Genomic DNA, 24,259 nt, shown 5'->3' with positions numbered 1-24,259 from the left:
GGGCCGCTACTTACGTTTGGCGGCGGCCAAACGCTCGGCGAATTCCGGGGATTCGATGGACCGCGCCTGCGGGCCGAGCTCGGTGTCCACCGCGATGCGATGCTGATCGAGATCCACCACCCCCGGGTTGGCGGTGGCCCGCATCGAGGCCTTGGTGGCGATCACCACGTCACGCGGTGCGGCGGCCGGACCGGCGGCCAGCCGGCGGGCCGCCCCCACCGGATCTCCGTCGATCGACAGCGCCAACCCGTGGCGCACTGCGGATTCCGCATCGAACCGCACACCGAAGAGCAGAGCCGCACGCGCCACCTGCGGCCCGACGGCCCGGTGCAGCATCCAGGTGGCGCCGCCGCCGGGGTGGATGCCCAGCTTCTGGAATCGCGGATCGAACAATGCCCCCGGGCCGGCGATCCGCACGTCGGCGGCCAGCGCCAGGTTCAGCCCGGCGCCCACTGCGGCACCGTTGACCGCGGCGATCGTCGGGAGCGTGCAATTGGCGACCGCCAGAAACCCGTCGTAGATCTTGCGCAGGCCGTCCTCGGTGGCTTCGCCGAGGGCAGTGAGATCGGCGCCGGCACAGAACGCCTTGCCCGCACCGGTGACGATGACGGCGTGCACGTCGGGGTTGGCTTCGGCGTCGGCCACCGCGGCACGCAGCGCGGCCGACATCTCGAAGGTGACCGCGTTGCGGCGATCGGGATCGTTGACGGTGATGACGGCGACGTGGTCGTCGACGCTGACCAACACGGAATCCGGCATGGATTCACCCTAGCCCGTGCGGCGGGTAACCTGGGCGGCGCAGCTGGTTTGCCGGCGCCGGGGTATGTGCGGCGCCGACACCGAATGTCGCATGCTGGTTGAGGTGCGACATGAGAGGGAACCCGGTGAGAATCCGGGACTGTCCCGCAGCGGTATGCAGGAACGACCGCCGTCATCAGCACTGGCCCGCAGGGCCGGGAAGCGACGGCCAGTAGGTGTACGTGAGTGCGCGCCTGTGAGTCCGAAGACCTGCCAGTTGTACCGGGCGCGCCGCGTCCGGTGGTTCATCGCCTCGTGGAATGGGCAGTGGCCGAAAACGGCTCACTCGTGGCGGGTGACCGTGCTCGGCTCAATGCCTCCTGGCGGTGGCCATCCCGTATGTACTTGGAGGACATCGCCATGAGGACTACGTCATGAGCACCACTGCAGCACCGTTCACCGCCACCATCCTCGGATCGCCGCGTATCGGCCCGAACCGGGAACTCAAGCGCGCCGTCGAAAAATACTGGGCCGGTCGTATCGACCGGGCCGAACTCGCGGCGGTGGCGGCCACGTTGCGTCGCGACACCTGGGAGTCGCTCGTGGCCGCAGGGCTGGATTCGGTTCCGGTCAACACCTTCTCCTACTACGACCAGGTGCTCGACACGGCCGTTCTGGTGGGGGCGTTGCCGCAGCGGGTGGCCGGCGTGGCCGACGAGCTGGATCGTTACTTCGCCGCCGCTCGCGGCAACGACGCGATCGCGCCGCTGGAAATGACCAAATGGTTCGACACCAACTACCACTACATCGTGCCCGAGATCGGCCCGGACACCGCGTTCTCGCTCAACCCGGCCAAGGTGGTCGGTGAGTTGGACGAGGCTGTGGCCCAAGGTGTTCCGGCAAGGCCGGTGTTCGTCGGTCCGATCACGTTCCTGGCGCTCGCCAAAGCGGTCGACGGCGCGGACACGCCGATCACCCGGCTCGACGAGCTGGTCGGGGTGTATGCCGAACTGTTGGAACTGCTCGCGGATCGGGGCGTGCCGTGGGTGCAACTCGACGAGCCGGTCCTGGTGACCGACGGTCTGCAAAACGCGGCAGAGCTCGCCGAGCGCACGTACGCCCGGCTCGGTGGCCGGGCGAAGCGTCCGGCGATCTTCGTCTCGACCTATTTCGGCGAGTTGACCGACTCGCTGCCGGCGTTGGCGCGGACCCCGGTCGAGGCCATCGGTGTGGACCTGGTCGCCGGAAACTCCTCCGCGGTTGCCGCGGCGCCGGAACTGGCCGACAAGTTGGTGGTCGCCGGTGTGGTCGACGGACGGAACGTCTGGCGGACCGACCTGGAGAAAGCGCTGGGAACGCTGGCCGCGCTGGCGGGGTCGGCGGAGGCCGTCGCAGTTTCTACGTCGTGCTCGACGCTGCACGTGCCGTACACCCTCGATGCCGAACACGACATCGACGCGGCGCTGCGCAGCTGGCTGGCCTTCGGTTTCGAGAAAGTCACCGAGGTGGTCGCGCTGTCGCGCGGCCTGCGGGACGGGCGCGAGGCCATCGGCGCAGAGATCGCCGCATCCGATGCGGCCATTGCCTCGCGCAAGGCCGACCCGCGGCTCAACAACGCTGCGGTCCGAGGCCGGATCTCGGAGATCGTGGCGTCCGGTGCGCAGCGCGGTCCGGCCGATCAACGTCGTGCGGCACAACAGGATCGGCTCAACCTGCCGGCGCTGCCCACCACCACGATCGGCTCCTACCCGCAGACCACGGCCATTCGCGTTGCTCGTGCCGAGCTGCGGTCGGGCAAGATCGACGCCGCCGAGTACGAGCGGCGGATGAAAGCCGAGATCGCCGACGTCATCAAGCTCCAAGAGGAGTTGGGCCTCGATGTGCTGGTGCACGGTGAGCCCGAGCGCAACGACATGGTGCAGTACTTCGCCGAACAACTCGACGGGTTCTTCGCCACCCAGAACGGCTGGGTGCAGTCCTATGGCAGCCGCTGCGTGCGCCCGCCGATCCTGTACGGCGACGTGGCCCGGCCCAAGCCGATGACGGTGGACTGGATCACCTACGCCCAGTCGCTGACCGACAAACCCGTCAAGGGCATGCTGACCGGGCCGGTCACCATCCTGGCCTGGTCGTTCGTCCGCGACGATCAGCCGTTGGCCGAGACCGCCGCGCAGGTGGCTTTGGCGATCCGCGACGAGACGGTCGATCTGGAGTCGGCGGGCATCGCGATCATCCAGGTCGACGAGCCGGCGCTGCGGGAGCTGTTGCCGCTGCGTTCCAAAGACAAAGAGCCATACCTGCGTTGGGCGGTGGATGCCTTCCGGTTGTCGACGTCCGGCGTCGCCGACTCGACGCAGATCCACACCCACCTGTGCTATTCCGAGTTCGGTGAGGTGATCGGCGCGATCGCGGAGCTGGATGCGGATGTGACGTCCATCGAGGCGGCGCGTTCACACATGGAGGTGTTGGGCGATCTCAACGCCGTGGGCTTCTCCAACAGTGTGGGCCCGGGTGTCTATGACATCCACTCACCGCGGGTGCCCGGCATCGAGGAGATGGCGACATCGCTGCGGGAGGCGCTCGAAGCGGTTCCGGCCGAACGGCTTTGGGTCAACCCGGACTGTGGACTGAAGACCCGCAGCACCGACGAGGTGACTGCGTCGCTGCAGAATCTGGTCGCTGCGGCCGAGGAGGTGCGCGCCGGCTGAGTCACGCCGGCCGGGTCACACCGCCGACTGCTGTTCCAGCCAGGTGGCCAGGGACCGGCCGGCCTCCAGAACGTGACGTTCGGCGATCGTTCTGGCCCGGTCGGCGTCCCTGGCTTCCAGGGCGTCGAGCAACTCCTCGTGCTCGTCGAGGGAATGTTTCTCGTGTTCGGGGAACACGGTCAGGAAATTCGACGGGACCACCCGGGCGGCTTGCCGGATCTGGGTGAGCAGCCGGGGGGAGTGGGCCGCCCGGTGGATCGCCTGGTGGAACAGCCAGTTGGCCTCGCCGATGCTGTCGTCGCCGGAGCGTCGCGCGACGTCGGCGGCGAGGTCACGCAGGTGGGTCAGTTCGTCGGGGCTGATCCGCTCTGCGGCCCAGGCGGCGGCCTGGCCGGTGAGCACGCCGAGGATGGTGAAGCTGTCCGTCACGTCCTCGACGTTGACCCCGATGACGGTGATGCCACTGCGCGGCGCCACCCGCACCAGCCCTTCGAACGACAGCTCCAGGAGGGCTTCGCGCACCGGGGTGCGGCTGGTCGAGAACTCCTCGGTGATGGCATCCAGGTCGATCCGGGTTCCCGGTGCCATCGCGCCGGTGATGATGCGGTTGCGCAGCTCGCGGGCCGCTCGCTCGCGCACGGTGCCGGAGATGTCGACCGGGGTCATCCGTGCAGCGTACCGGCGCGGTGCACGATACCCTTGATATCTGATATATCAGATGTTAGATTCTGGCCATGCGAACCGATCAGATGTCCCTCGTGGCATTCATGCAGGCCGGCAGCACATCGGTGTACGCCGGCTCCTGGCGCCATCCGGCCACCGAACACGGCTATCTCGACGCGTCGTACTACGCCAAGATCGGCCGCCAGCTCGAAGAGGGCTGTTTCGACCTGATGTTCTTCGATGACCGGCTGGCGATGCCCGGCATCTACGGCGGTTCGGTGGCCGAGGCGGTGCGCTACGGAGCCCGCCCGGTCAAGCTCGATCTCAGCGTCATCCTCGGGGTGCTCGCGCAGACCACGTCGCACATCGGGCTCGGCGCCACCTACTCGACCACCTACTACGCCCCGTTCCATGTGGCCCGCACCTTCGCCACCTTGGACCACCTGTCGCGCGGGCGGGCCGCGTGGAACGTGGTCACCTCGGTCAACGACAGCGAGGCCCAGAACTTCGGCATCGAATCCCACCTCGGCCACGACGAGCGCTACGACCGGGCCGACGAATTCCTCGACGTGGTGGCCGGGCTCTGGGACACCTGGGAAGACGACGCCATCGCCCACGACCGGGTCTCCGGACGCTACGCCGACCCCACCAAGGTGCACGAACTCGGCCACGTCGGGCGCTACTTCTCGGCCCGAGGACCACTGACCGTACCGCGTACCCCGCAGGGCCGTCCGGTCATCCTGCAGGCCGGCTCGTCTGGCCGGGGACGGGAATTCGCCTCGCGCTGGGCCGATCTCATCTTCACCGGTGACCCAGGGATCGATGTGGCCCGCTCGCACTACGCCGATCAGAAGCAGCGCGTCGCCGATTCGGGCCGGGACCCGGCCTCGGTGCGGATCTGCCCGATGGCCTATGCCGTGGTGGGGGAGAGCGAATCCCATGCCAAGGAACGCGAGGACATGTTCCTCAACGACCTGGTGGATCCGATGGCTTCACTGACGCTGCTGTCGGAGCTGATGAACTACGACTTCGCCCAACACGATCTCGACGACCCGGTCACCGACGATCTGATCGCCTCGGTGTCGGGGATCCGCGGCCTGGTGCAGAACCTGCGGGCCCACATCGGCGGGGACACCGTGACCGTGCGGGATTTGGCCGGGCACCGCGCCACCCTGCTGCAAGGCCCCCGCTTCGTCGGGACCGGCCGGCAGGTGGCCGACCAGATGGAGGAATGGTTCACCAGCGGCGCCTGCGACGGATTCGTCATGGCTGCAACACATTCCCCCGGCTCCTACGAGGACTTCGTCCGGATGGTCGTGCCGGAACTGCAGCACCGCGGACTGTTCCGCACCGCCTACACGGGCTCCACGCTGCGCGATCACCTGGGGCTGGATCGCCCCGCCCGCACACTGACCCGGTCCGCGTCGTAGATGGGCGGCATGCTCGAGGGTGTACGGGTACTCGACCTCGCCACCTTGGCGGCGGCACCACTGGCCGCCACCTACCTGGGTGAGTTCGGCGCCGACGTGATCAAAGTGGAGCAACCGGGCCAGGGTGACCCGATCCGCACCTGGGGCCACCAGCGTGACGGCATCGGGTTGATGTGGAAATCAGTGTCCCGCAACAAGAGATCGATCACGGCCAACCTGCGGGTGGCCGAAGGACAGGAGTTGGTGCGGCGTCTGGTCGCCCATGCCGACGTGGTGATCGTCAACACCCGCCCGCAGACACTGTGCAAATGGGGTCTGGACTACGAGTCGCTGCGCGAGGTCAACGACCGCATCGTGATGCTGCACATCACCGGATTCGGGTTGAGCGGCCCCAAGAGTGAGCGGCCGGGATTCGGCACCCTCGGCGAGGCGATGAGCGGATTCGCCCACATCACCGGGGAATCCGACGGACCGCCGACCCTGCCGCCGTTCATGCTGGCCGACGGCATCGCGTCGCTCAACGCCGCCTACGCGGTGATGATGGCGCTCTACCACCGCGACGTGCACGGTGCGGCCGGCCAGTTGATCGACATCAACCTCGTCGACCCGCTGGCCCGGTTGTTGGAGCAGACCCTGCTGGGCTACGACCAGCTGGGCATCGTGCCGCAGCGGGCCGGCAATCGCTGGGACATCTCGGCGCCGCGCAATACCTACCGCACGTCCGACGGCCGCTGGCTGGCCATGTCCGGCAGCTCGCCGGCATTGGCGCTGCGGGTATTTCGGGCGATCGGTCGCGACGACCTGGTGTCGGATGCCGACTTCGCCGATCCGCAACGTCGGCTGGCCCGCGCGGCCGAGGTGGACGCCGTGGTGGCGGAATGGGTTGGGGCACACACGCTGTCGGAGGCGATGGCGGTGTTCGACGCCGCTGAGGTGGCCGCGGCGCCGGTGTACGACATCACCCAGCTGGTCGCCGATGAACAACTGCGCCACCGCGAGGTCTTCGTCCGGCTCGACGACGAGGAACTCGGTGCGATGACGGTGCAGGCACCGGTGCCGCGCTTCTCGGCGAACGCCGGACGCGTGGACTCACTGGGCCCGCGCCTGGGTCAGCACAACGCCGAGGTCTACCACGAGCTACTGGGCCTGACCGCTGCAGAAATCGACAAGTTGCATGCCGCCGGCGTGCTCTAACACTCAGTGACGCAAAGGAATAAGCAACGATGACTGATTTGATCCGCCGCTCCGAGCTGGCGCTGCCGGCCTGCAATGACCACATGTTCGTCAAGGGTGTCACCTGTGGTGCCGACCTGGTGTTCCTCGATCTCGAAGACGCCACCCCGGTGGGGCTCAAGGTGGAATCGCGTGCCAAGGCCATTCGGGCCCTGACCGAACTCGACTGGGGCCGCACCGCCCGCGCCATCCGCATCAACGGCCTGGACACCCCGTGGTGTCACGACGACATCATCGAGGTCGTCACCCACGCCGGAGCCCAACTCGACACCATCGTGATTCCCAAGGCACGCACGGCCCGGGACGTCTGGTGGGTCGACGTGCTGCTCACCCAATTGGAGGAGAAACTGGGGCTGGATCGCAAGATTCGGTTGGAGGTGCTGATCGAGGAGGTCGAAGGGCTGGCCAATGCCGAAGAGATCGTCCGGGCCAGTCCGCGGCTGGATGCGGTGATCTTCGGAGTGGGCGACTTCTCGCTGTCGCAGGGGGCGCGGGTGGACACCAACTTCGTGCCGATGGGTGAGTACCCGGGCGACTTCTGGGCGTACGCCCGCAACAAGATCATGGTGGCGGCGCGCATCGCCGGGATCGACGCGATCGATTCGCCGTACCCGGACTATGCGGACGTGGCCGGGTACGAGGCCGAAGCGCGACGCTCCTCGCTGTACGGCTACACCGGCAAATGGGCCATCCATCCCAGCCAGGTGCCGATCGCCAACGAGGTGTTCGCCCCGAGCGCCGAGGAGATCGCGCTGGCCCACCGCAACGTCGCGGCCTACCGCGAGGCCGAGGCCGCCGGGCGCGGTGCGGTGGGGGTCGACGGCGTCCTCGTCGACGCCGCCCACGTGAAGAAGGCCGAAGAGGTCCTGGCGCGTGCCGCGCTGATCAGCGCGGCCTGAGTTCGTCCGAACACCTCAGCCGAACTCGACGACGTTGGTGGGCGCCCGGAAGCGTCGCAGCCACCGGGATCGGTAGACCACCGCCGCGGCGCGGGGCACGATCGTGCCCCGCGCCGCAGGCATGTCCAGCTCGTACACGGCGCGGACCCCGGGAATCGCGCGCAGCTCGTGGTAGCGGTCGGCGGTGAACCAGAACGGCATCGGCGGCGCGGTGTAGTGCGGGCTGAGCCTGATGCCACGCCGTTGCGAGAAGACACTCAGCAGACGCGGCACGCTGTCGAAGATCAGCTGTCCCCCGGGGAACCGGCCGGCGCACGCCGCGATGAGGTCGAACACTGCGTCGCGCTCCAGATACTGGAACAGTCCCTCGGCGGTGATGAGCACACCGTCGGCGGTGTCGACGCGATCCATCCAGGACTGGTCGAGCGCGGACTGCGCGAGCAGGGCCAGCCGATCGGAGGCCGGCAGTAGGTCCCGCCGCAGCTGCGCCACCGGTTCCAGATCGATGGACAGCCAGGTCATTTCGCCGTTGTCGAGGCGCCAGAAGCTGGTCTGCAGCCCCTCGGCCAGGGCCACCACCGTGGCCCGGGGATGCGTCTGCAGGTACCGGCGCGATGCGGCATCGAAGGCCAGGGCCCGCAGGGCAGTGGCCTGGTGGGTGCGGCCGAACCGCGCATAGTCGTAGCCGAGGCTGTCGCGCAGGGTGATCGCCATCGGGTCCTCGATCACGCCGTCGGGGCGGGCCGCCTCGGTTGCTCGCTGGTGCAGCGTCAGCAATGCGGTTTCTGATATCGCCGTCAGATGGCGAGCGTCGATGACTGGCATGGGCACGACCGTACTCGGCAACCCGGCGGGAACTTTCCGGCGCCACGGATCGACCAACACACCGACAAGCCGAACGGCGAGGAGGTGATGACCTGACCGCACCGGTGTGGCTGGCGATGCCGCCAGAGGTGCACTCGGCGCTGTTGACCGCGGGTCCGGGCCCGGGCTCCCTGCATGCGGCGGCAGCGCAATGGCAGGCGTTGGGCACCGAATACCGCTTGGCAGCAGTCGAACTCACGCAGATTCTGGCCGAGGTGCAGGCCGGTGGCTGGCAAGGCCCGAGCGCTGCGCAGTACCTGGCTGCCCACGGTCCCTACCTGGCCTGGCTGGAGCAGGCCGCTACCGACAGCGCTGTCACCGCTGTCCAGCACGAGACCGTCGCCGCCGCGTATGCCGGCGCGGTGGCGAGCATGCCGACGTTGGCCGAGCTCGCGGCGAACCATGTCACCCACGGTGTGCTGTTGGCCACCAACTTCTTTGGCGTCAACACCATCCCAATCGCGATCAACGAGGCCGATTACGCTCGGATGTGGCTGCAGGCTGCCGAGGTGATGACGACCTACGAGGCAGTCGCGACAAGCGCGGCCGCGGCCGTTCCACAGACCGGACCGGCCCCACCGATCCTCGCGCCGGGAGCCGAAACGCAACGTGCGCAGCAGTCGATCTCGGATCTCCTGACGAACGCCGGTGATCCCGAACAGTTGTTGGAGATGTTTCAGCAGTTCTTCGGCCGGCTGGGCTTCGGCCCGGTCGAGTCTGCCATCCTCGCGGTCATTGCCTTGGTGCTCTACGACATGCTCTGGTACCCCTATTACGCCTCCTATGCGCTGTTGCTGCTCCCGTTCTTCGCGCCGGCGCTGAGTGCGCTCAGCGCGCTCGCCGCCCTGGCGGTACTGCAGAACCCGCTGTTGCCAACGGGGGTGGTTCCGATGACCGCCGCGGGTGCCGACGGGCGCCGCGGCGGCCCGGCCACGCAATTCGGGGCGACAACGGTGGTATCCGGGTCGGCCCCGGGCGTCCCGCAGTCCAATGGTTCGGGTGCGGCGACGAGCACCGCCGCGCCCACCACCGGCTCGGCGGCGGGACCCGCGGTGAGCTACGCCGTGCCGGGCTTCGATCCGCCCGCAGTGACATCGGGGCCCAGAGCCGGCACGAAATCCCCTGAGAGCATGGCCGATGTCGGCTCCGCCGTGACCGCTGCGCGTGCGGCGGCCGTGCGCCGCAGCCGTCGGAATCGAACCGGGCGCAACCGCACGCGGGCACACAGTCACCGCTACGAGTTCCTCGATTCCGCCGGCGAGCCCGACGAGGTCGATACTGCGGCACCGTCGCCGAGTGAGACGGGAACGACAGCCCTGGGTTTCGCCGGGACGGCTCAGGTGAAGGTGAACGCACCCGCGGCGGGGTTGATCCAACGCGCATCCGAAACCGCCGAGGCCGCCGCCCCCGTGCTTCCCGCCAGTTGGCGACGCGATCCGGGAAGCGGTTCGTGAATAGCGGGAACTTTCAAGAGGTTTGATGCGACCAATCCGACATGCCGCTGAATGTGAAGGGCGAGGGGCTCGGGGCGAAGGTCACGGGAATCGACCCCAAGTATCTCGACACCGTCACCCGAGACGAGATCCGTGAGATCGTCTACCAGAACAAGCTGGTCGTCCTCAAAGACGTCCACCCGAGCCCGGAAGAGTTCCTCGAGCTGGGCCGCATCGTAGGTGATGTCGTCACGTACTACGAGCCGATCTATCACCACCACGACCACTCGGAGATCTTCGTCTCGTCGACCGAGGAAGGTGCCGGTGTACCCCGGACCGGGGCGTTCTGGCACATCGACTACATGTTCATGCCCGAGCCTTTCGCGTTCTCCATGGTGGTGCCGCTGGCCGTTCCGGGAGCCGACCGCGGGACCTACTTCATCGATCTCAACAAGGTCTGGGAATCTCTGCCCGAGGACATGCGGGATCGGGTTCGCGGCACGTTCGCCACCCATGATCCCCGGCGGCACATCAAGATTCGGCCACATGACGTCTACCGGCCGATCGGTGAAGTCTGGGACGAGATCTCGACCACCACACCGCCGATCAGCTGGCCGACGGTGATCAGACACCCCAGGACCGGGCAGGAAATCCTCTACATCTGTGCCTCCGGCACCACGAAGATCGAGGACGCAGAGGGCAACGTTCTGGAGCCCACCGTGCTGACCGACCTACTGGCGGCCACCGGGCAACTCGACCCGGACTTCAGCTCGCCGTTCATCCACACCCAACACTACGAAGTCGGCGATGTCGTGTTGTGGGACAACCGGGTTCTGATGCACCGGGCCAAACATGGCACCACGACGGGCACGTTGACGACTCATCGGCTGACCATGCTGGACGGCCTTACGACACCTGGATACGGAGTATGACCATGAGCACCGCGCTGCGCACCACGCCGATCCCCGAGGACCTTCTGGTCAAGGTTCTGGAACCGTATGCCTACAAAGGCTGCCGCTATCTTCTGGACGCCGAGTACGAGGCCACCGCGCATTCGGTGTCGGCCACCGGGAACTTCAGCATCAAAGAACCCGCATACATCCGCGACACGGGCCACTTCAATGCCGCGGAATGGGTCTTGTGCTTCAACCAGCTCGCCTATAGTGCGTTCGCGCCGGCCATCCTCAACGAGGTGATCCCGGAATTCCGGGGCTGGTCCATCGAGGACTACTTCGATCACCAGCTGCCGAGCATGCTGATCAAGAGCACGACTTCACGGTTCAAACGTCCGATCAAATCCCACAGTTTCTCGGCACGCCTGCTGTGCAAGGACTTCGAAGTCGTCGATCGAACCATCCGCTATCTCAAGATTCCCTGCTCGGTCGAGTTTTGGGATGCCGACGGCGGGGCTGCCTGCGGCGAAGTCGAGTTGGCCGCCCTCAATATCCCGTGATGGCATACCCACCCGCGACTGTGCTGGGCCGCATCGGCGAGCAGGCCCGGCAGCGGCCCGAGGCCATCGCCCTGCGCCGCTGCGACGGTTCAGCCGTGTTGCGGTACCGGGAACTCATGTCCGAGATCGAGCGGTTGGCAACTGTTCTCGTGTCCTGCGGGATAGCCCGGGGAGACCGTGTCTTCGTCATCTCGGACAACGGTCCGCACACCTACCTGTCGGTGCTGGCATGCGCGCGCGTGGGCGCGATCGCCGTGCTGGTGGACAGCGGCCTGCCACCGGCGACCATCGACCGATTCGCCGAGATCACCCGCCCCGGCGCAATACTGATCACACCACGCAGTCGGCTCCGGGTTTCGGGGCTCTCGGAATCACTTCGGTCGATACCCACCTTCGCCGTAGAACACGCGGTCGGCCCCGCCTCGGGCGCGCCCAGCTCTGCCCCCGCTGTCGCCCTGGGAGCCGACGATCCGTTGGCCATGATCTTCACCAGCGGGACCACCGGAGCGCCCAAGGCTGTGCTGCTGTCCAACCGGACCTTCTACGCCATCGCCGACATCCTGCAGGCCGAGCAGTTGAGCTGGGTGAACTGGGTGGTCGGGGAAACCACGTACTCGCCGCTGCCCGCCACACACATCGGCGGACTGTGGTGGATCCTGAACTGCCTGATGCAGGGCGGGCTGTGCCTCACCGGCGGTGAGGGCGCCGGATCCATCGCGGAGATCCTCATCGCCAATGACGTGGCCACCACGTGTCTGGTACCCACCCTGCTGGCCCGCCTGGTATCCGAGCTGCGTTCGACGGGCACGCCAGTTCCGCCGTCCCTGCGGATGGTGGGCTACGGCGGCTCCCGGGCGATTGCCGACGACATCGGTTTTGTCGAGGCGGCCGGAGTGCACACGGCACAGGTGTATGGGCTCAGCGAAACCGGTTGTACCGCTTTGTGTCTGCCCACCGAGGACGGATCGCTGGCCAAAATTGCCGCCGGTGCGGTCGGGCGGCCCTATCCCGGTGTCGAGGTTCGCCTCGATCCCGACGGTACGCTGTGGATCAAGTCTCCGGCGAACATGCTGGGGTACTGGGACGATCCCGCTCGGACGGCGGCGACGCTGGTCGACGGCTGGGTGAACACCGGCGACGTGCTCGACCGCCGCGACGACGGATTCTTCTACATCGTCGGACGGTCGTCGGAGATGATCATCTGCGGGGGTGTGAACATCGTGCCCGACGAGGTCGACCGTATCGCCGAGGGCGTCGCCGGAGTCGGCGAAGCTGCCTGCTACGAGATCCCCGACGATGAGTTCGGGGCGTTGGTGGGCCTGGCCGTGGTTCCGGCCACTGATCTCGACGAATCTGGAGCCCGGCAGCTCAAGCACGCCATCGCGGCGCGTTTTCGCCAGGAGTCCGAACCCATGGCCCGGCCGTCGAGAATCGTTGTGGTAGCGCAGATTCCGCGAACGCAGTCCGGCAAGATCATCCGGTCGTCACTGGTGACCGCAGGTGGATGAGAACCTGCGGAGCAGGATCGTCGCCGCGCTGGCGGAGGTGCTCTACGTCGAGGAATCCGATCTCGTCGACGGCGATGACACCGACCTGAGAGATCTCGGGCTCGACTCCGTCCGGTTCGTCCTGCTGATCAAACACCTTGGCATCGACCGGGAGTCGGACCTGCCGCGGAGACTGGCCGAGACCCTGTCGGTCGCAGGCTGGGTGCGAGAGGTCCGCGCCTGGGAGACGAGGCAGGCCTCGTGAACCTCCCGCTGAGCCGGTCGCAGCGCAACATCTACAACGGTGTCCTGCGAGACGATGATCCGCACCTGTATTTGATCGGCAGACGGTACCGGTTTGAGCCGATCGGCCAGGCGGAATTCCTGGCGGCGCTGCGGAAGACGATCCTGGCCAATCCGATCCAGCTGTGCGTGCTGGCGGACCGGACGGGAGCGGATCGATATCCCGATCTGGTACCCCGATTGCGGGTCGATGACATCGTGCACCTGTCCAGCGCTGACGAACCGGCCCCGCTGTGGACGTCGGGCATTCTCGAACAGCCGCTGGTGCGCCACACCGTCGAGGTGGACAGCAATGGACTGGTGCAGGGTCTTGAAATTCAAGCCCACCACATCCTGCTCGACGGCGGCGCCATCGGAATCATCGAGGCCCACCTCGGCCGCCACCTGCGCACCGACTCGGCCGACGACATCGACTGCGCCGGTGGCCCGAGCACAAACCTCACCGACGTGGCCGCGGCACACCGGCGGGAGGCGAGCCGGATCGACGAATCCCACGGCCGGCTCAGCGATGCCGTGCGGCGTGAACTCACCACGGACGCCGGCCACGGCGGCCCGCAATATCGTGCCGACACCGTTCCCGGTATGGCGGCCAAGGGGATCCGCATCGGCTCGGTGGTGATCCGTGGATCGGACTATGACCGCATCGCCGACCTGGCCGACCGCGAACAAATCGCCCTCAACGTCCTGGTCGCCGCGGCGGCCACCGCCGTGGATGCCAGTGTGCGGCAGACCACCGCGAGCCTGCTGGTGCACGCGGTGGACAACCGATTCGGCGATCCCGCCCTCGAGGTGGCCACGTGCCTCGTCAACTCGATAGCGCAGCCCGTTCGCTTCCCGGCATTCGCCTCGGTGGCCGACGTGGTGCGCACCATGGACCGCGGCTACGTCAGAGCTGGGCGGCGCCGCTGGCTGCGCGAAGAACACTACCGCCGAATGTATCTGGCACTACAGCGGACCACGGCCGTCGAGGCCGTGACGCTCAATTTCCTGCGTGCGCCCTGCGCGCCGGAATTGCGACCGTACCTGGTCGACACGCCGGCGACCACCGAGATCGGCCCCGTCGAGGGGATGACCGTGGCCGCAATCCTGGACGAATCGGCCCGCACCCTGACCCTCGACATCTGGGACAGAGCCGATGCGCCACAAGCCGCTGCGGCCACGCCGGGTCGGATCGCGCAGGCCCTGACGTCGATGCCGCAGATGTGGGACCGCCCCCTCGCGATGATCGTCGACGACTGGCGTGTCATCGCCGACGGCGCGACCTGCCCCCCGGCAGCGCCGGCGTGGTTCCTGGCCCGCGACGGGGTGATCGCCGAATGTCGTCGCCGCCACGTCGATCCCTGGATCTCCTGGCTACTCCACCACGGTGCCCGCCCGGGCGATGTGGTGGTGTTCACCGACGACAACACCGACAGGACAACCGCTCTCATCATCGCCTGTCACCTGGCCGGCTGTGGCTACAGCGTCTGTGACGACCCGGAGCAATTCGCCTCGCGGGTCGAGCGGATCACGGCCCAGGCCGGCGACATCGCGGCACACGTACTCGACATTACGTCGGCGAATCTGCAGGCACCCCTGGACGCGGCGCGTCGCCGCCTGGTGGACGCACGCATCGCGCAGGTGCGCGCAGATCCGCTGTTGTCGACCCGGATCGCCTACGTGATGCCGACGTCGGGATCGACCGGGGAACCGAAACTCGTTCGGGTCAACCACGGTTCGTTGGCGATGTTCTGCGCCGCGCAGGTCCGTGCCTACGGGTGGGGACCGGAGGACACCGTCCTGCAATGCGCACCACTGACATCGGACATCAGTGTGGAGGAGATTTTCGGAGCCGCGCTCAGCGGTGCCACCCTGGTGCGTTCGACCGCGGTGAAAACCGGAGATCTGCCGGCGCTGAACCGAGATCTCGTGACGAGCTCCGCCACGATCGTCGACCTGCCGACCGCCGTGTGGCACCTGTGGTGTGATGTCGGCGAGACTCGGCTCAGACAGATCGTGATCGGCGGCGAGCCCGTGCGCCCCGACGCCGTGGACAGGTGGCTCGATACCGCTGCCGCTGAAGGTATCTCACTGATCTCCAGCTATGGGCCGACCGAGGCCACCGTGGTGGTGACCTACCTGCCGATCATCGACGATGGTCGCGTCATCGAACACGACGCGCGCCGGCGGCTGGGCCGGCCGCTGGTGGCGGACACGGTGGTGGTGGCCTTCGGCGAGGTCGTGGTAATCGGGGACCTGGTGGCCGACGGCTACCTCGGCGCCGCGAGCCCCAGTTTCGGCACCGTCACCCTGGCCGATGGCGCGCAGCGTCGGGCTTATGCGACCGCCGACCGGGTAATCGTCGACGATGCCGGGTGTGCGGTCTTCGCCGGGCGTAAAGATGCGGTTGTCAAAGTGGCGGGCAAGCGTGTCGACACCGCGGAGGTCACCCGCCGCGTCGCGGCGCAGCCCGGCGTGTACGACGTCGCGGTGCACCCGCACAACGGCAGTTTGGGAGTCTGGTTCGCCGGCCGGCCGAACGCCGACGGCGGCGCGGGCATGGACGTGTCCGAGCGGATCAAAGACATCCTGGTCGGTGCCCGGGTGCCGTCGTTCTTCGTCACGGCGGTCGCGAGCATCCCGAGGGCACCGAGCGGGAAGATCGACACCGCGCGGTTGTGCGCATTGGTGCCGACCGGCGACACCGGGCCGAACGACCCCGAATTCGCGGAGCAGGCAGCCGATCTGGCCGTCGTGTGGGGTCGGCACCTCGGCCGGCCGATCGCACCCCATACCTCGCTGTTGCGCGAGGGCGTCGGATCGCTGGACCTGGTGCGGATACTGCCCGAGACACGGCGCCGGCTCGGACGCGAGATCTCCATTCTGGACCTGATCAGTGCCGACACCGCGGCGAATCTGGTCGGTGAATCCGCAACCGCCGACAGACCCAGGGCCGACGCCGCCGCGATCGAACGCGACCTCATCGCGGTGTCGACTCCTCGCCGCCCGGCCCGCCAGGGCCCGGTCCTGGTGCTGGGCGCATCCGGGATCGTGGGAACCGGTGTCGCCGAGGCGATTCTGGAGTTTGCCGAATCAGGCAGGCAGATCCCGGAAGTGGTGTTCGCCTCCAGATCGTTTCCGCCCGGCGGAATTTGGTCCAGGCTGCGCCACACGCCCGGTGTCCGGATCGAGAACCTGTCGGCCGGGTTCGACGCGTCGGAAGTGGCGGCGCTGATCCGCAGAACCGGGGCCGGCACCCTCGTCAACTGCGCGGGCAACACCAACGCGGTGCTCCCGTACCGCGAAATACGTGGGGTCAACCTGGAATTGGTTTCGGCCATCGCCGACGCCTGCGCGGCCACGAGTACCCGGCTGGTGCACCTGTCGACGTATGTGGTCAGTGCCGACGTGTTCGCGCCGACGGTGGTCGACCCACGGCAGGCACCGTACCCGTACGCCGCGTCCAAGGCCCTGGCCGAGCTGGCGGTGGCCGGGGCGCCCGGGGAACTCGACTTCACGATCGTGCGGCTGCCCCGCATTCTGGGGACCGCCGGGCAGGTGCGCGCCGGTGCCGACATTCTGGTTTCGCTCGCCGACGCCTGCGCTGCGCTGCACGCCTATCCCGCGGTGGAGCTGACCGAGCAGGTGACCACCGGCCACGCCGCCGCGCGCGCCGTCCTGGGCCGGCTGCCGGAGTTCGGCGGACCGCCGCGGCTGGGACGCAAGATCGACGTGCTGTGTGCACCGCCAGTGTCCTATCCGGAGTTGCTCGGCGCATTCGGCGCCGAACCCCTCGCCGCCCCGGACTGGAAACAGCGTCTGGACCGCAGCGAATGGGCCAGGGCCAATCCGGGCCGATGGTCGGTGATCGACGCCTGGATCAGCCTGGGCACGATGCTCGGCGGGCGGTCCTACCCCGAATATCTGGCCTCCTACCCGGCCCTACCACTGGAAATCGACTCCGTCGACACGCTCACGGCGATACCGCCGTCGATCCAGGAACTCATCGCCCCTTCGGAACGACCTATCAATCGACGGTGCCCGCGACAGTGAGGAACGGCAGTGACAGAGGCAGCAGCACGCAGCGACCAGGCATCTGGTGTCCGACGCATTCACCTCGACGTGACGGGAATGTCCTGCGGAGCATGTTCCAGCCGGGTGGAGAAGAAGCTGAACTCGATCGACGGCGTGCGCGCCTCGGTCGACATCGCCACCAAGATCGCGACGGTCGACACCCACGACGGCGTCACCGTCGCGGAGCTGTGCGCAGCCGTCGAACAGGCCGGCTACCGAGCCGCAGAGCGCACCACCGCGGCACCAGACCGCCCCCAACCCTCGGCGCTGACCAGGCTGGTCGGCCGGCTGAGTTTTGGGCATCTGGGTGGCTGACTTCCTGCGCCGCCTGCATTTCTATGCCGGGATCTTCGTCGGCCCCTTCCTGCTGATCGCCGCCGTCAGCGGCGGGCTGTACGCCGTTGCTCCCAGCATCGAACAGCTGGTCTATCGCGATCAACTGCACACCGACAGCAGCGGGGCGATGCTGCCGGTGGCCCAACAGATTCGGGCGGCCCAGGCGCAACGGCCCGATCTGCCGGTGACCGCCGTCCGGCCGGCAACCGGACCGGACGAGACCACCCGGGTGATGTTCGACGATCCGGCGTTGGGCGAATCCGAGCGGCACGCCGTGTTCATCGACCCGGTGACCGCCGCCTCACACGGTGAGCTGACGGTGTACGGCAGCGGCGGCGCATTGCCGCTGCGCACCTGGATCGACCAGCTCCACCGCAGCCTGCACCTGGGTGAGCCGGGGCGGCTGTACAGCGAACTGGCCGCCTCCTGGCTGTGGCTGATCGCCCTGGCCGGGGTGTTTCTCTGGTGGGACCGCTACCGGCGCATGTCGAGCCGCGGAGAATCGGCCGCGAGGCTGTTCACGCCTGACCGCTCTGGACGCGGACGGGTACGGACGCTGAACTGGCATGGCGCCGTGGGGATCTGGATTGCCGTGGGATTGTTGTTCCTGTCGGCGACCGGGCTGACCTGGTCGCGGTACGCGGGGGCGAACGTCGACGAGCTGCGTGCGGCGTTGTCGTGGACGACGCCCACCGTGTCGACATCGTCGGGCCACGAAGGACATCACAGCGCTGCCCCGTCGGGCGCGAACAGTCCACCCGCTGACCCGAGGGTGGCAGACATCGACCGGGTGCTGACAGCTGCCCGCGAGGCCGGCGTCGGTGGCCACGTCGAGGCCGCCATCCCGGCCGACGCCCACACCGCCTTCACCGTCACCCAGACTCGACAGCCCTGGGTGATGTCGAACAACGCGGTCGCCGTCGACGGCCTGTCGGGGAGGGTGACCGACATCTCGTGGTTCGCCGACTGGCCGTGGGCCGCAAAGCTCTCGGCCTGGGGCATCCAGCTCCACATGGGGCTGCTGTTCGGCCTGGCCAACCAGCTCCTGCTCCTGGGTCTCGCGGTGGCGTTGGTCACCGTGATCGTGCGTGGCTACCTGCTGTGGTGGCGGCGTCGCCCCACCGTCGGTCGGGGACGGTGGGGCCGGCCGCCGCGCCGCGGTGTGCTCACCGAACTACCACCGGCCGCCGCGGTCACCGTGGTGATCGTGACGGCCGTCGTGGGCTGGTTCGTTCCGTTGCTCGGGGTGAGCCTGGCGGCCTTCGTGGCCGTCGACGTCGTGGTCGGGTGGTGGCAGTACCGGCGAGCGGAGCAGCCGGTCTAACCGGTCAGATCGTCGCGCTCGGCGGCCGCGACGAGATCTTCGCGGGCCCGCGCCACCCGGGACCGGATGGTGCCCACGGGGCAGCCGCACACCTCGGCGGCTTCGGCATAGGACAGGCCGAGCACCTGCGTCAACAGCAGCGCGTGCCGCCGGTCCGGGTCCAGCCCGTCCAGCAGCAAGCGGATCTCCACCATCTTCTCGAACCCGCCCACCGGGCGGTAGCTGTCGAGCACCTGCTCCACGTCCACCCCGTGGTGGGTGCGCGGCCGGCTCTGCTTGTGCCGAATCTGGTCGACCACCACCCGCCGCGCGATCGACAGCAGCCAGGTGCGGGCCGAGGACCGGCCACTGAACCGGGGAAGCGCGGAGATCGCGCGCAGAAAGGTTTCCTGGGTCAGATCGTCGGCCGAACCCGCGTCGCCCAGGTAGGCGACAGTTCGCCAGACGTCGGTCTGCGTGGACCGGATGAACTGCTCGAGCGCTGCCGAATCACCGCGGCCGGCGGCCAGCGCCAGCGTCGTAACCTGGTCCTCGCGGCGTTCGGTAGTCACAGACGTCGACACTATGCGATGCGGCCCGGGAACTTTGCACTGGGCTCGCGCGACAAATGAGAGTGAGCAATTGGGAGTGGCGGTGACGACAGCAACTGTCCCCGACCAGGAGATGAAGCAGCGCATCGCGCTGGACATCACCGGAATGTCGTGTGGTGCCTGCGCTGCGCGAGTGGAGACCAAACTCAACAAGATCGACGGGGTGCGCGCGTCGGTGAACTTCGCCACCCGCGTGGCCACCGTGGAAGCCACCCCGGATGTCGAGATCGAGCAACTGTGCGGGGTCATCGAGCGAGCCGGCTACCAGGCGGCTCCTCGCGTGGAGCGATCGGTGCCCGACGTCGATCCCGACGCCGCACATGCTCGCAGTTTGCTCCGGCGCCTCGCCGTGGCCGCGGTGTTGTTCATTCCACTGGCTGATCTGTCGGTGATGTTCGCCGTGGTCCCCGACACGCGTTTCACCGGGTGGCAGTGGGTGCTCACGGCGCTGGCGGCGCCGATCGTGACCTGGGCCGCGTGGCCGTTCCACCGCGCCGCGCTGCGCAACGCGCGGTACGGAACCGCGACCATGGAGACCCTGATCTCCATCGGCGTCACCGCGGCCACCGTGTGGTCGATGTACACGATCTTCTTCGATCACCAGACCTACGAGGCCACCGGCATCTGGCAGGCACTGCTGGGCAGCAAGGCCATCTACCTGGAGGTCGCGGCGGGCGTCACGGTCTTCGTGCTGGCCGGCCGCTACTTCGAGGCCCGGGCCCGCTCCCGGGCCGGGGGAGCGCTGCGGGCGCTGGCCGCGTTGGGTGCCAAGTCGGTGACGGTGCTGCTGCCCGACGGTGACGAACTCGTGCTGCCGGCCGACGAACTCAAGGAGGGCCAGCGCTTCGTCGTCCGCCCCGGTGAGGCCATTGCGGCCGACGGACTCGTGGTCAGCGGAGCAGCCGCGGTCGACGTCAGTGCGATGACCGGCGAGTCGAAACCGGTACACACCCAAGAAGGTTCGAGCGTGGTCGGCGGCACCGTGGTGCTCGACGGCCGACTGGTCGTCGAGGCGGCCGCGGTGGGACCCGACACCCGGTTCGCCGGGATGGTGCGCCTGGTGGAGCAGGCCCAGGCGCAGAAAGCCGATGCGCAGCGGCTCGCCGACCGCATCTCGGCCGTGTTCGTACCGTGCGTGCTCGCCATCGCAGCGGCCACCGCCCTCGGTTGGCTGCTGGTCGACGGTGACGTGCACCGGGCGGTGGCGGCGGCCCTAGCCGTGCTGGTGATCGCGTGCCCGTGTGCCCTGGGCCTGGCGACCCCAACCGCGATGATGGTGGCCTCGGGACGCGGGGCTCAGCTGGGGATCTTCCTCAAGGGACATCGGGCGTTGGAGGCGATCCGCACGGTCGACACCGTCGTGTTCGACAAGACCGGAACCCTGACCACCGGTCAGCCGCAGGTCACCAATGTGGTTGCCGCCGAGCAGTGGAATTCCGAGGATGTGCTCGGCTACGCGGCGGCCGTCGAAGCGGCGTCTGAACATCCGGTGGCGCATGCGATCGTCGCCGCGTGCGCCGGGCGTGATCTCGCCGCGGTGGACAACTTTCAGGCATTCGCCGGCCACGGTGTCGTTGGCTCGGTCGACGGCGTCGAGGTGACCGTCGGGCGGCCGGCCTGGGTCACCCGGGATCGGGTGGTGCCCGCCAACCTGGCGGCCGCCCGCAAAAAGGGCGAGTCGCAGGGCCAGACCGTGGTGTTCGTCGCGCACGGCGACACCGTCTGCGGCGCCGTCTGCGTGGCCGACGCGGTCAAGGACTCGGCGGCCGAGGCCATCGCGCACCTGCACGCCGAGGGCATGAAAACCATGCTGTTGACCGGTGACAACGCTGCCACCGCCGCCGCGATCGGCGCGGAGGTGGGCATCGACGATGTGGTCGCCGAGGTGCTGCCCGAGGACAAGGTGGGCGCGATCGAGCGGCTGCGCGAACAAGGCCGCGTGGTGGCGATGGTCGGCGACGGGATCAACGACGGGCCGGCCCTGGCCTGTGCTGATCTCGGGTTGGCGATCGGTCGGGGGACCGACGTCGCGATCGGCGCGGCCGACATCATCCTGGTCCGCGACAACCTCGATTCGGTACCGCAGGCCCTGGGGCTGGCCCGCGCCACGATGCGGACGATTCGAGTGAACATGATCTGGGCGTTCGGGTACAACATCGCCGCGATTCCGATCGCCGCCGCCGGCCTGCTGAACCCGTTGATCGCCGGTGCGGCGATGGCCGTGTCGTCGTTCCTGGTGGTGTCGAACAGTCTGCGGTTGCGTAATTACGGGACCGTGCAACCGAATACGTTCAGCTGAGCCCAGCGCGCATATCCGGTTGAGACGACGCGACCGGAGCCAGACACACCCCCAGCCATCCCGCGGTCAGCGCGGCGGCCGTCAGACCACCCGCCGCCGGCAGCCAGAAGCTCGTGTGTGCGGTGTGATGCCACCAGAACGTGCCCGCGCCGCTCACCGTGGCCAGCGCCGAAAGACAGGTCGCCAGACAGCACCAGCGAAATCGGCGACGCAACAGCGCAAAAGTGGATGCCCCGGCCGACAGTCCGAACAGGGCGACGGCCACCACGGATACCCGGTGCCCGCCGGTCGCCGGTGCTGCCCCGGCCGCCACCGCCACCGCCGCCACCGCCGTGGCCGCCAGCACCGCGGCCAGCCCGGCCAGGGCGCGAGCCCGCCACGTACCGATCCACACGTCCTCGAAGACCCGCTGCTCGATGGCCCGCAGCTCGGTCTCGATTTCGGTGGTGATCTCTCCAGATGTCATTGGAATGCCTTGCTCATCAGCGCGCTGCGCTCGCTTGCCGTCAGTCCACCCCAGACACCGTACTGCTCGGCCGAGGTGAGCGCGTGGTCACGGCAGGCGGAGAGCACCGGGCAGTCCGCGCAGACCTGCTTGGCCTGCCGAACCCGGTTGAGCCGTGTGCGGCGATCCTCGCCGTCGGCCCCGAAGAAGACTGCCGGCCCCGTATCGCGACAGCGGCCCAGCTGTTGCCAGTCCCACAGTTCAACGCGGGGTTCGGGCAATCGCCGCGACTGGTGCATACGCGAAATATCCCTTCGCCTTGGTCGGGTGGTCCTGCCCATTGGTCGGGAGCGCGGCGCGGTTAGTTCCGACACCGAGCACATCCGGCCGACCCCACAGCGCCTGAGGACTGCGCCGAGGGGTAAGGCCCACTGTTCAGAATGGTGGGGGTGGTGCGTGGTGTTCGGCGATCCAGGCTTGGTAGTCGTGTTCGACTTGCAGGGCGGTGTTGAGGGCGGAGCGTTCTTGGCGTTCGTCCTCGATGCGTTCGAGTCGTTGTTGTTCGCGGGTTTTGGAGCGGCGCGGCATTTTCATGGTGCGTTGGCTGCGGTCGCCGCTGGGAGTTTCCGGCTCCTGCGGTTCGGCGTTCTCAGGGAAATCCAGCTCTCCGGTGGGCTGGGCCAGGGTGGGGAACAGTTCAGCGCCGTGGGGTGTGGTGTGGTGGGTGTGGCCGGTGGGTGTGGTGAATTCTATTGTGCCGTCGGGTAGTTGGCGGTCGGACCAGCCGGTGATGAAAGTCTTCACTAAATGATGTGCGCGGCAATACATTTTGAGGTTCGACGGGTGTGTGGGGCCGTGGGGGTAGGGCACGGTGTGGTCGACATCGCAGCCCATGGCGGGGGCATCGCAGCCGGGGAAGCGACAGGTGAGATCTCGCCAGTAGATGAACTCGCGTAACGCCACCGACGGGCGGTAACCGGGCTCGGCATCTGGGGTGGAGGAGTTGCCGGCGGTGTCGGTATCCACCGGGCCGCTGGGCGAATCGACGGCGTCGGTGTCGGCAGCATCTGCGGTGCCGGTTTGCGCGGTGTCAGCGGTGTTTGCGGCGCCGGTCGCTTCGGCTGTGCGGGTCTGCCCGGCGTCAGCATTGTCTGCGGTGTCGGCCGCGTCGCTGGTGCTTACGCGGTCGCCGCTACTGCTGTTGGTGGGTATCACGACCGGTTTGCACTTGGCGTTGGCGGCCAGGTGGCGCACGGTGTCGGCGGGCAGGATGCCGTATCCGGGCAGATAGCCCGGATCGTTGGAGTCCCCGGTGAGGGTGGACTGGTTGGCCAGCACATGGATCACGGCGGCTTCGGCCGCGGCGCGGGTTTGTTTGGCTGGGCAGTCATCGAGTCCGCACCGGCAGGGCAGTTGGGCTTCGCGTCGTGACAGGGGTCCGAGGGCGTCGGCGCGGCGTTGGGCGTGGGTGCGGGGGTCGTCTTTGCACACGGTGCGGGCCAGGGAGTTGAGTTCTTGGTCGAAGGCCGCAGCGTCTTCGGCGTGCACGTTGGCCCAGATGCTGGCCACACCGGGGGCCACTCCGGGTTCGACGGTGATGTGGCGGCTGTCATCGACGGGGGTGGGGACGCGTTGTCCGTTGGGGTCGAGTTTGATCACCCATTCATCGATGTGGTCGTGCAGCTTGTTCTCTGAGAGCCGCATCCACTTCCCAGCGTGGCGGGCCAGCATGGCATCGAGCTCCTGGCACACCTCAGCCCTGACGTTCTGGGTGCGGAAAATGATGGCCAGCACGATCCGGAAATCGATCAGCCCGGCCGCCAGCAGGGCGGCCACCTGGGGAAACCGGTCGCGCAATGCGCGGGCGTAGCGGATTTGGGTGCCGGCGCGCTGGCGGGTGATGCGCAGCGCGGCCGAGATTTCGGCGGTGACGGCTTCGAAGGGGTCGGTGGTCCAAAAGATGGTGTCGGCCAGTTCGGCTTCCCGGCGCAGATCCAACTC

Annotated in this window: 20 protein-coding genes and 1 riboswitch; of the genes, 13 read left to right on the top strand and 7 right to left on the bottom strand. The window is 67.9% G+C overall.

The window, feature by feature from the left end; translation table 11 throughout:
* Nucleotides 1–6: 6 nt before the first annotated feature.
* Nucleotides 7–759 carry an enoyl-CoA hydratase gene (locus tag FR943_RS18670; RefSeq protein ID WP_217159748.1) on the bottom strand — a complete coding sequence of 251 codons (753 nt, stop codon included), beginning with the start codon at nucleotides 757–759 and terminating at the stop codon, nucleotides 7–9.
* 77 nt (nucleotides 760–836) lie between these two features.
* Nucleotides 837–1,030, top strand: a riboswitch (cobalamin riboswitch).
* Nucleotides 1,031–1,172: 142 nt separating this feature from the next.
* Between FR943_RS18670 and metE the strand changes: the two genes are divergently transcribed.
* Entirely contained in the window at nucleotides 1,173–3,446 is a 2,274-nt protein-coding gene (metE, locus tag FR943_RS18665) for a 5-methyltetrahydropteroyltriglutamate--homocysteine S-methyltransferase (RefSeq protein WP_217159747.1), read from the top strand.
* Nucleotides 3,447–3,461: 15 nt separating this feature from the next.
* Here metE and FR943_RS18660 read toward each other — a convergent pair whose 3' ends face one another.
* Nucleotides 3,462–4,112 (bottom strand): GntR family transcriptional regulator, encoded by a 651-nt coding sequence (locus FR943_RS18660; RefSeq protein ID WP_217159746.1) that lies wholly within the window; start codon nucleotides 4,110–4,112, stop codon nucleotides 3,462–3,464.
* Between the two features lie 68 nt (nucleotides 4,113–4,180).
* Between FR943_RS18660 and FR943_RS18655 the strand changes: the two genes are divergently transcribed.
* Genes FR943_RS18655 through FR943_RS18645 form a run of 3 tightly spaced genes read left to right on the top strand, consistent with a single transcriptional unit; the run spans nucleotide 4,181 to nucleotide 7,671 of the window.
* Nucleotides 4,181–5,539: an LLM class flavin-dependent oxidoreductase gene (locus tag FR943_RS18655; RefSeq protein WP_217159745.1), complete on the top strand. Its 1,359-nt coding sequence runs from the start codon at nucleotides 4,181–4,183 to the stop codon at nucleotides 5,537–5,539.
* A gap of 9 nt (nucleotides 5,540–5,548) precedes the next feature.
* Complete coding sequence (locus FR943_RS18650) at nucleotides 5,549–6,733, top strand: CaiB/BaiF CoA transferase family protein (protein ID WP_217159744.1); 1,185 nt, start codon at nucleotides 5,549–5,551, stop codon at nucleotides 6,731–6,733.
* A 29-nt stretch (nucleotides 6,734–6,762) separates the two neighbouring features.
* On the top strand, nucleotides 6,763–7,671 hold the full coding sequence (locus tag FR943_RS18645) for an HpcH/HpaI aldolase/citrate lyase family protein (RefSeq protein ID WP_217159743.1): 909 nt from the start codon (nucleotides 6,763–6,765) through the stop codon (nucleotides 7,669–7,671).
* Nucleotides 7,672–7,686: 15 nt separating this feature from the next.
* Here FR943_RS18645 and FR943_RS18640 read toward each other — a convergent pair whose 3' ends face one another.
* Entirely contained in the window at nucleotides 7,687–8,496 is an 810-nt protein-coding gene (locus FR943_RS18640) for a class I SAM-dependent methyltransferase (RefSeq protein WP_217159742.1), read from the bottom strand.
* Between the two features lie 110 nt (nucleotides 8,497–8,606).
* On the opposite strand from FR943_RS18640, the gene FR943_RS18635 reads away from it, so the two are divergent.
* From FR943_RS18635 to FR943_RS18600, 8 genes are read left to right on the top strand one after another with little or no spacing between them, the layout of a single operon-like run.
* A complete protein-coding gene (locus FR943_RS18635; protein ID WP_246585130.1) occupies nucleotides 8,607–9,989 on the top strand; it encodes a PPE domain-containing protein in 1,383 nt (460 codons plus the stop codon).
* A gap of 41 nt (nucleotides 9,990–10,030) precedes the next feature.
* Nucleotides 10,031–10,900 carry a (3R)-3-[(carboxymethyl)amino]fatty acid oxygenase/decarboxylase gene (scoE, locus tag FR943_RS18630; protein WP_217159741.1) on the top strand — a complete coding sequence of 290 codons (870 nt, stop codon included), beginning with the start codon at nucleotides 10,031–10,033 and terminating at the stop codon, nucleotides 10,898–10,900.
* Nucleotides 10,901–10,902: 2 nt separating this feature from the next.
* On the top strand, nucleotides 10,903–11,421 hold the full coding sequence (locus FR943_RS18625) for an FcoT family thioesterase (RefSeq protein WP_372448184.1): 519 nt from the start codon (nucleotides 10,903–10,905) through the stop codon (nucleotides 11,419–11,421).
* Nucleotides 11,421–12,929: a fatty acid--CoA ligase FadD10 gene (gene fadD10, locus FR943_RS18620; protein ID WP_217159739.1), complete on the top strand. Its 1,509-nt coding sequence runs from the start codon at nucleotides 11,421–11,423 to the stop codon at nucleotides 12,927–12,929. Before FR943_RS18625 ends, fadD10 begins: the two co-directional genes overlap by 1 nt.
* Before the next feature lie 4 nt (nucleotides 12,930–12,933).
* Complete coding sequence (locus tag FR943_RS18615) at nucleotides 12,934–13,173, top strand: acyl carrier protein (RefSeq protein WP_217159948.1); 240 nt, start codon at nucleotides 12,934–12,936, stop codon at nucleotides 13,171–13,173.
* Nucleotides 13,170–17,243, top strand: coding sequence for an AMP-binding protein (locus FR943_RS18610; protein ID WP_308170601.1), 4,074 nt, complete (start codon nucleotides 13,170–13,172; stop codon nucleotides 17,241–17,243). Before FR943_RS18615 ends, FR943_RS18610 begins: the two co-directional genes overlap by 4 nt.
* 9 nt (nucleotides 17,244–17,252) lie before the next feature.
* A complete protein-coding gene (locus tag FR943_RS18605; RefSeq protein WP_308170600.1) occupies nucleotides 17,253–17,579 on the top strand; it encodes a heavy-metal-associated domain-containing protein in 327 nt (108 codons plus the stop codon).
* Nucleotides 17,572–18,924, top strand: a complete 1,353-nt coding sequence (locus tag FR943_RS18600) for a PepSY-associated TM helix domain-containing protein (RefSeq protein ID WP_308170599.1) — start codon at nucleotides 17,572–17,574, stop codon at nucleotides 18,922–18,924. The genes FR943_RS18605 and FR943_RS18600 overlap by 8 nt, the downstream gene beginning before the upstream one ends.
* Here FR943_RS18600 and sigC read toward each other — a convergent pair.
* Complete coding sequence (sigC, locus tag FR943_RS18595) at nucleotides 18,921–19,475, bottom strand: RNA polymerase sigma factor SigC (RefSeq protein ID WP_217159738.1); 555 nt, start codon at nucleotides 19,473–19,475, stop codon at nucleotides 18,921–18,923. The two genes, FR943_RS18600 and sigC, sit on opposite strands and share 4 nt — an antisense overlap.
* Nucleotides 19,476–19,587: 112 nt before the next feature.
* Here sigC and FR943_RS18590 point away from each other — a divergent pair, with 112 nt between their 5' ends.
* Complete coding sequence (locus FR943_RS18590; RefSeq protein WP_217159944.1) at nucleotides 19,588–21,813, top strand: heavy metal translocating P-type ATPase; 2,226 nt, start codon at nucleotides 19,588–19,590, stop codon at nucleotides 21,811–21,813.
* Here the strand turns inward: FR943_RS18590 and FR943_RS18585 are convergent.
* The 3 genes from FR943_RS18585 to FR943_RS18575 all read right to left on the bottom strand — a co-directional run.
* On the bottom strand, nucleotides 21,806–22,279 hold the full coding sequence (locus tag FR943_RS18585; RefSeq protein WP_217159737.1) for a hypothetical protein: 474 nt from the start codon (nucleotides 22,277–22,279) through the stop codon (nucleotides 21,806–21,808). The genes FR943_RS18590 and FR943_RS18585 overlap by 8 nt on opposite strands.
* Nucleotides 22,276–22,557, bottom strand: a complete 282-nt coding sequence (locus FR943_RS18580; protein ID WP_217159736.1) for a WhiB family transcriptional regulator — start codon at nucleotides 22,555–22,557, stop codon at nucleotides 22,276–22,278. The genes FR943_RS18585 and FR943_RS18580 overlap by 4 nt, the downstream gene beginning before the upstream one ends.
* 136 nt (nucleotides 22,558–22,693) lie before the next feature.
* Nucleotides 22,694–24,259 (bottom strand): HNH endonuclease signature motif containing protein (locus FR943_RS18575; RefSeq protein WP_246585123.1); only part of this gene is annotated, 1,566 nt, incomplete at its 5' end.

The organism is [Mycobacterium] fortunisiensis (genome assembly GCF_019050325.1).
GTDB classification, from domain to species: domain Bacteria; phylum Actinomycetota; class Actinomycetes; order Mycobacteriales; family Mycobacteriaceae; genus Mycobacterium; species Mycobacterium fortunisiensis.
This window is presented reverse-complemented; position numbering and strand designations above follow the sequence as displayed.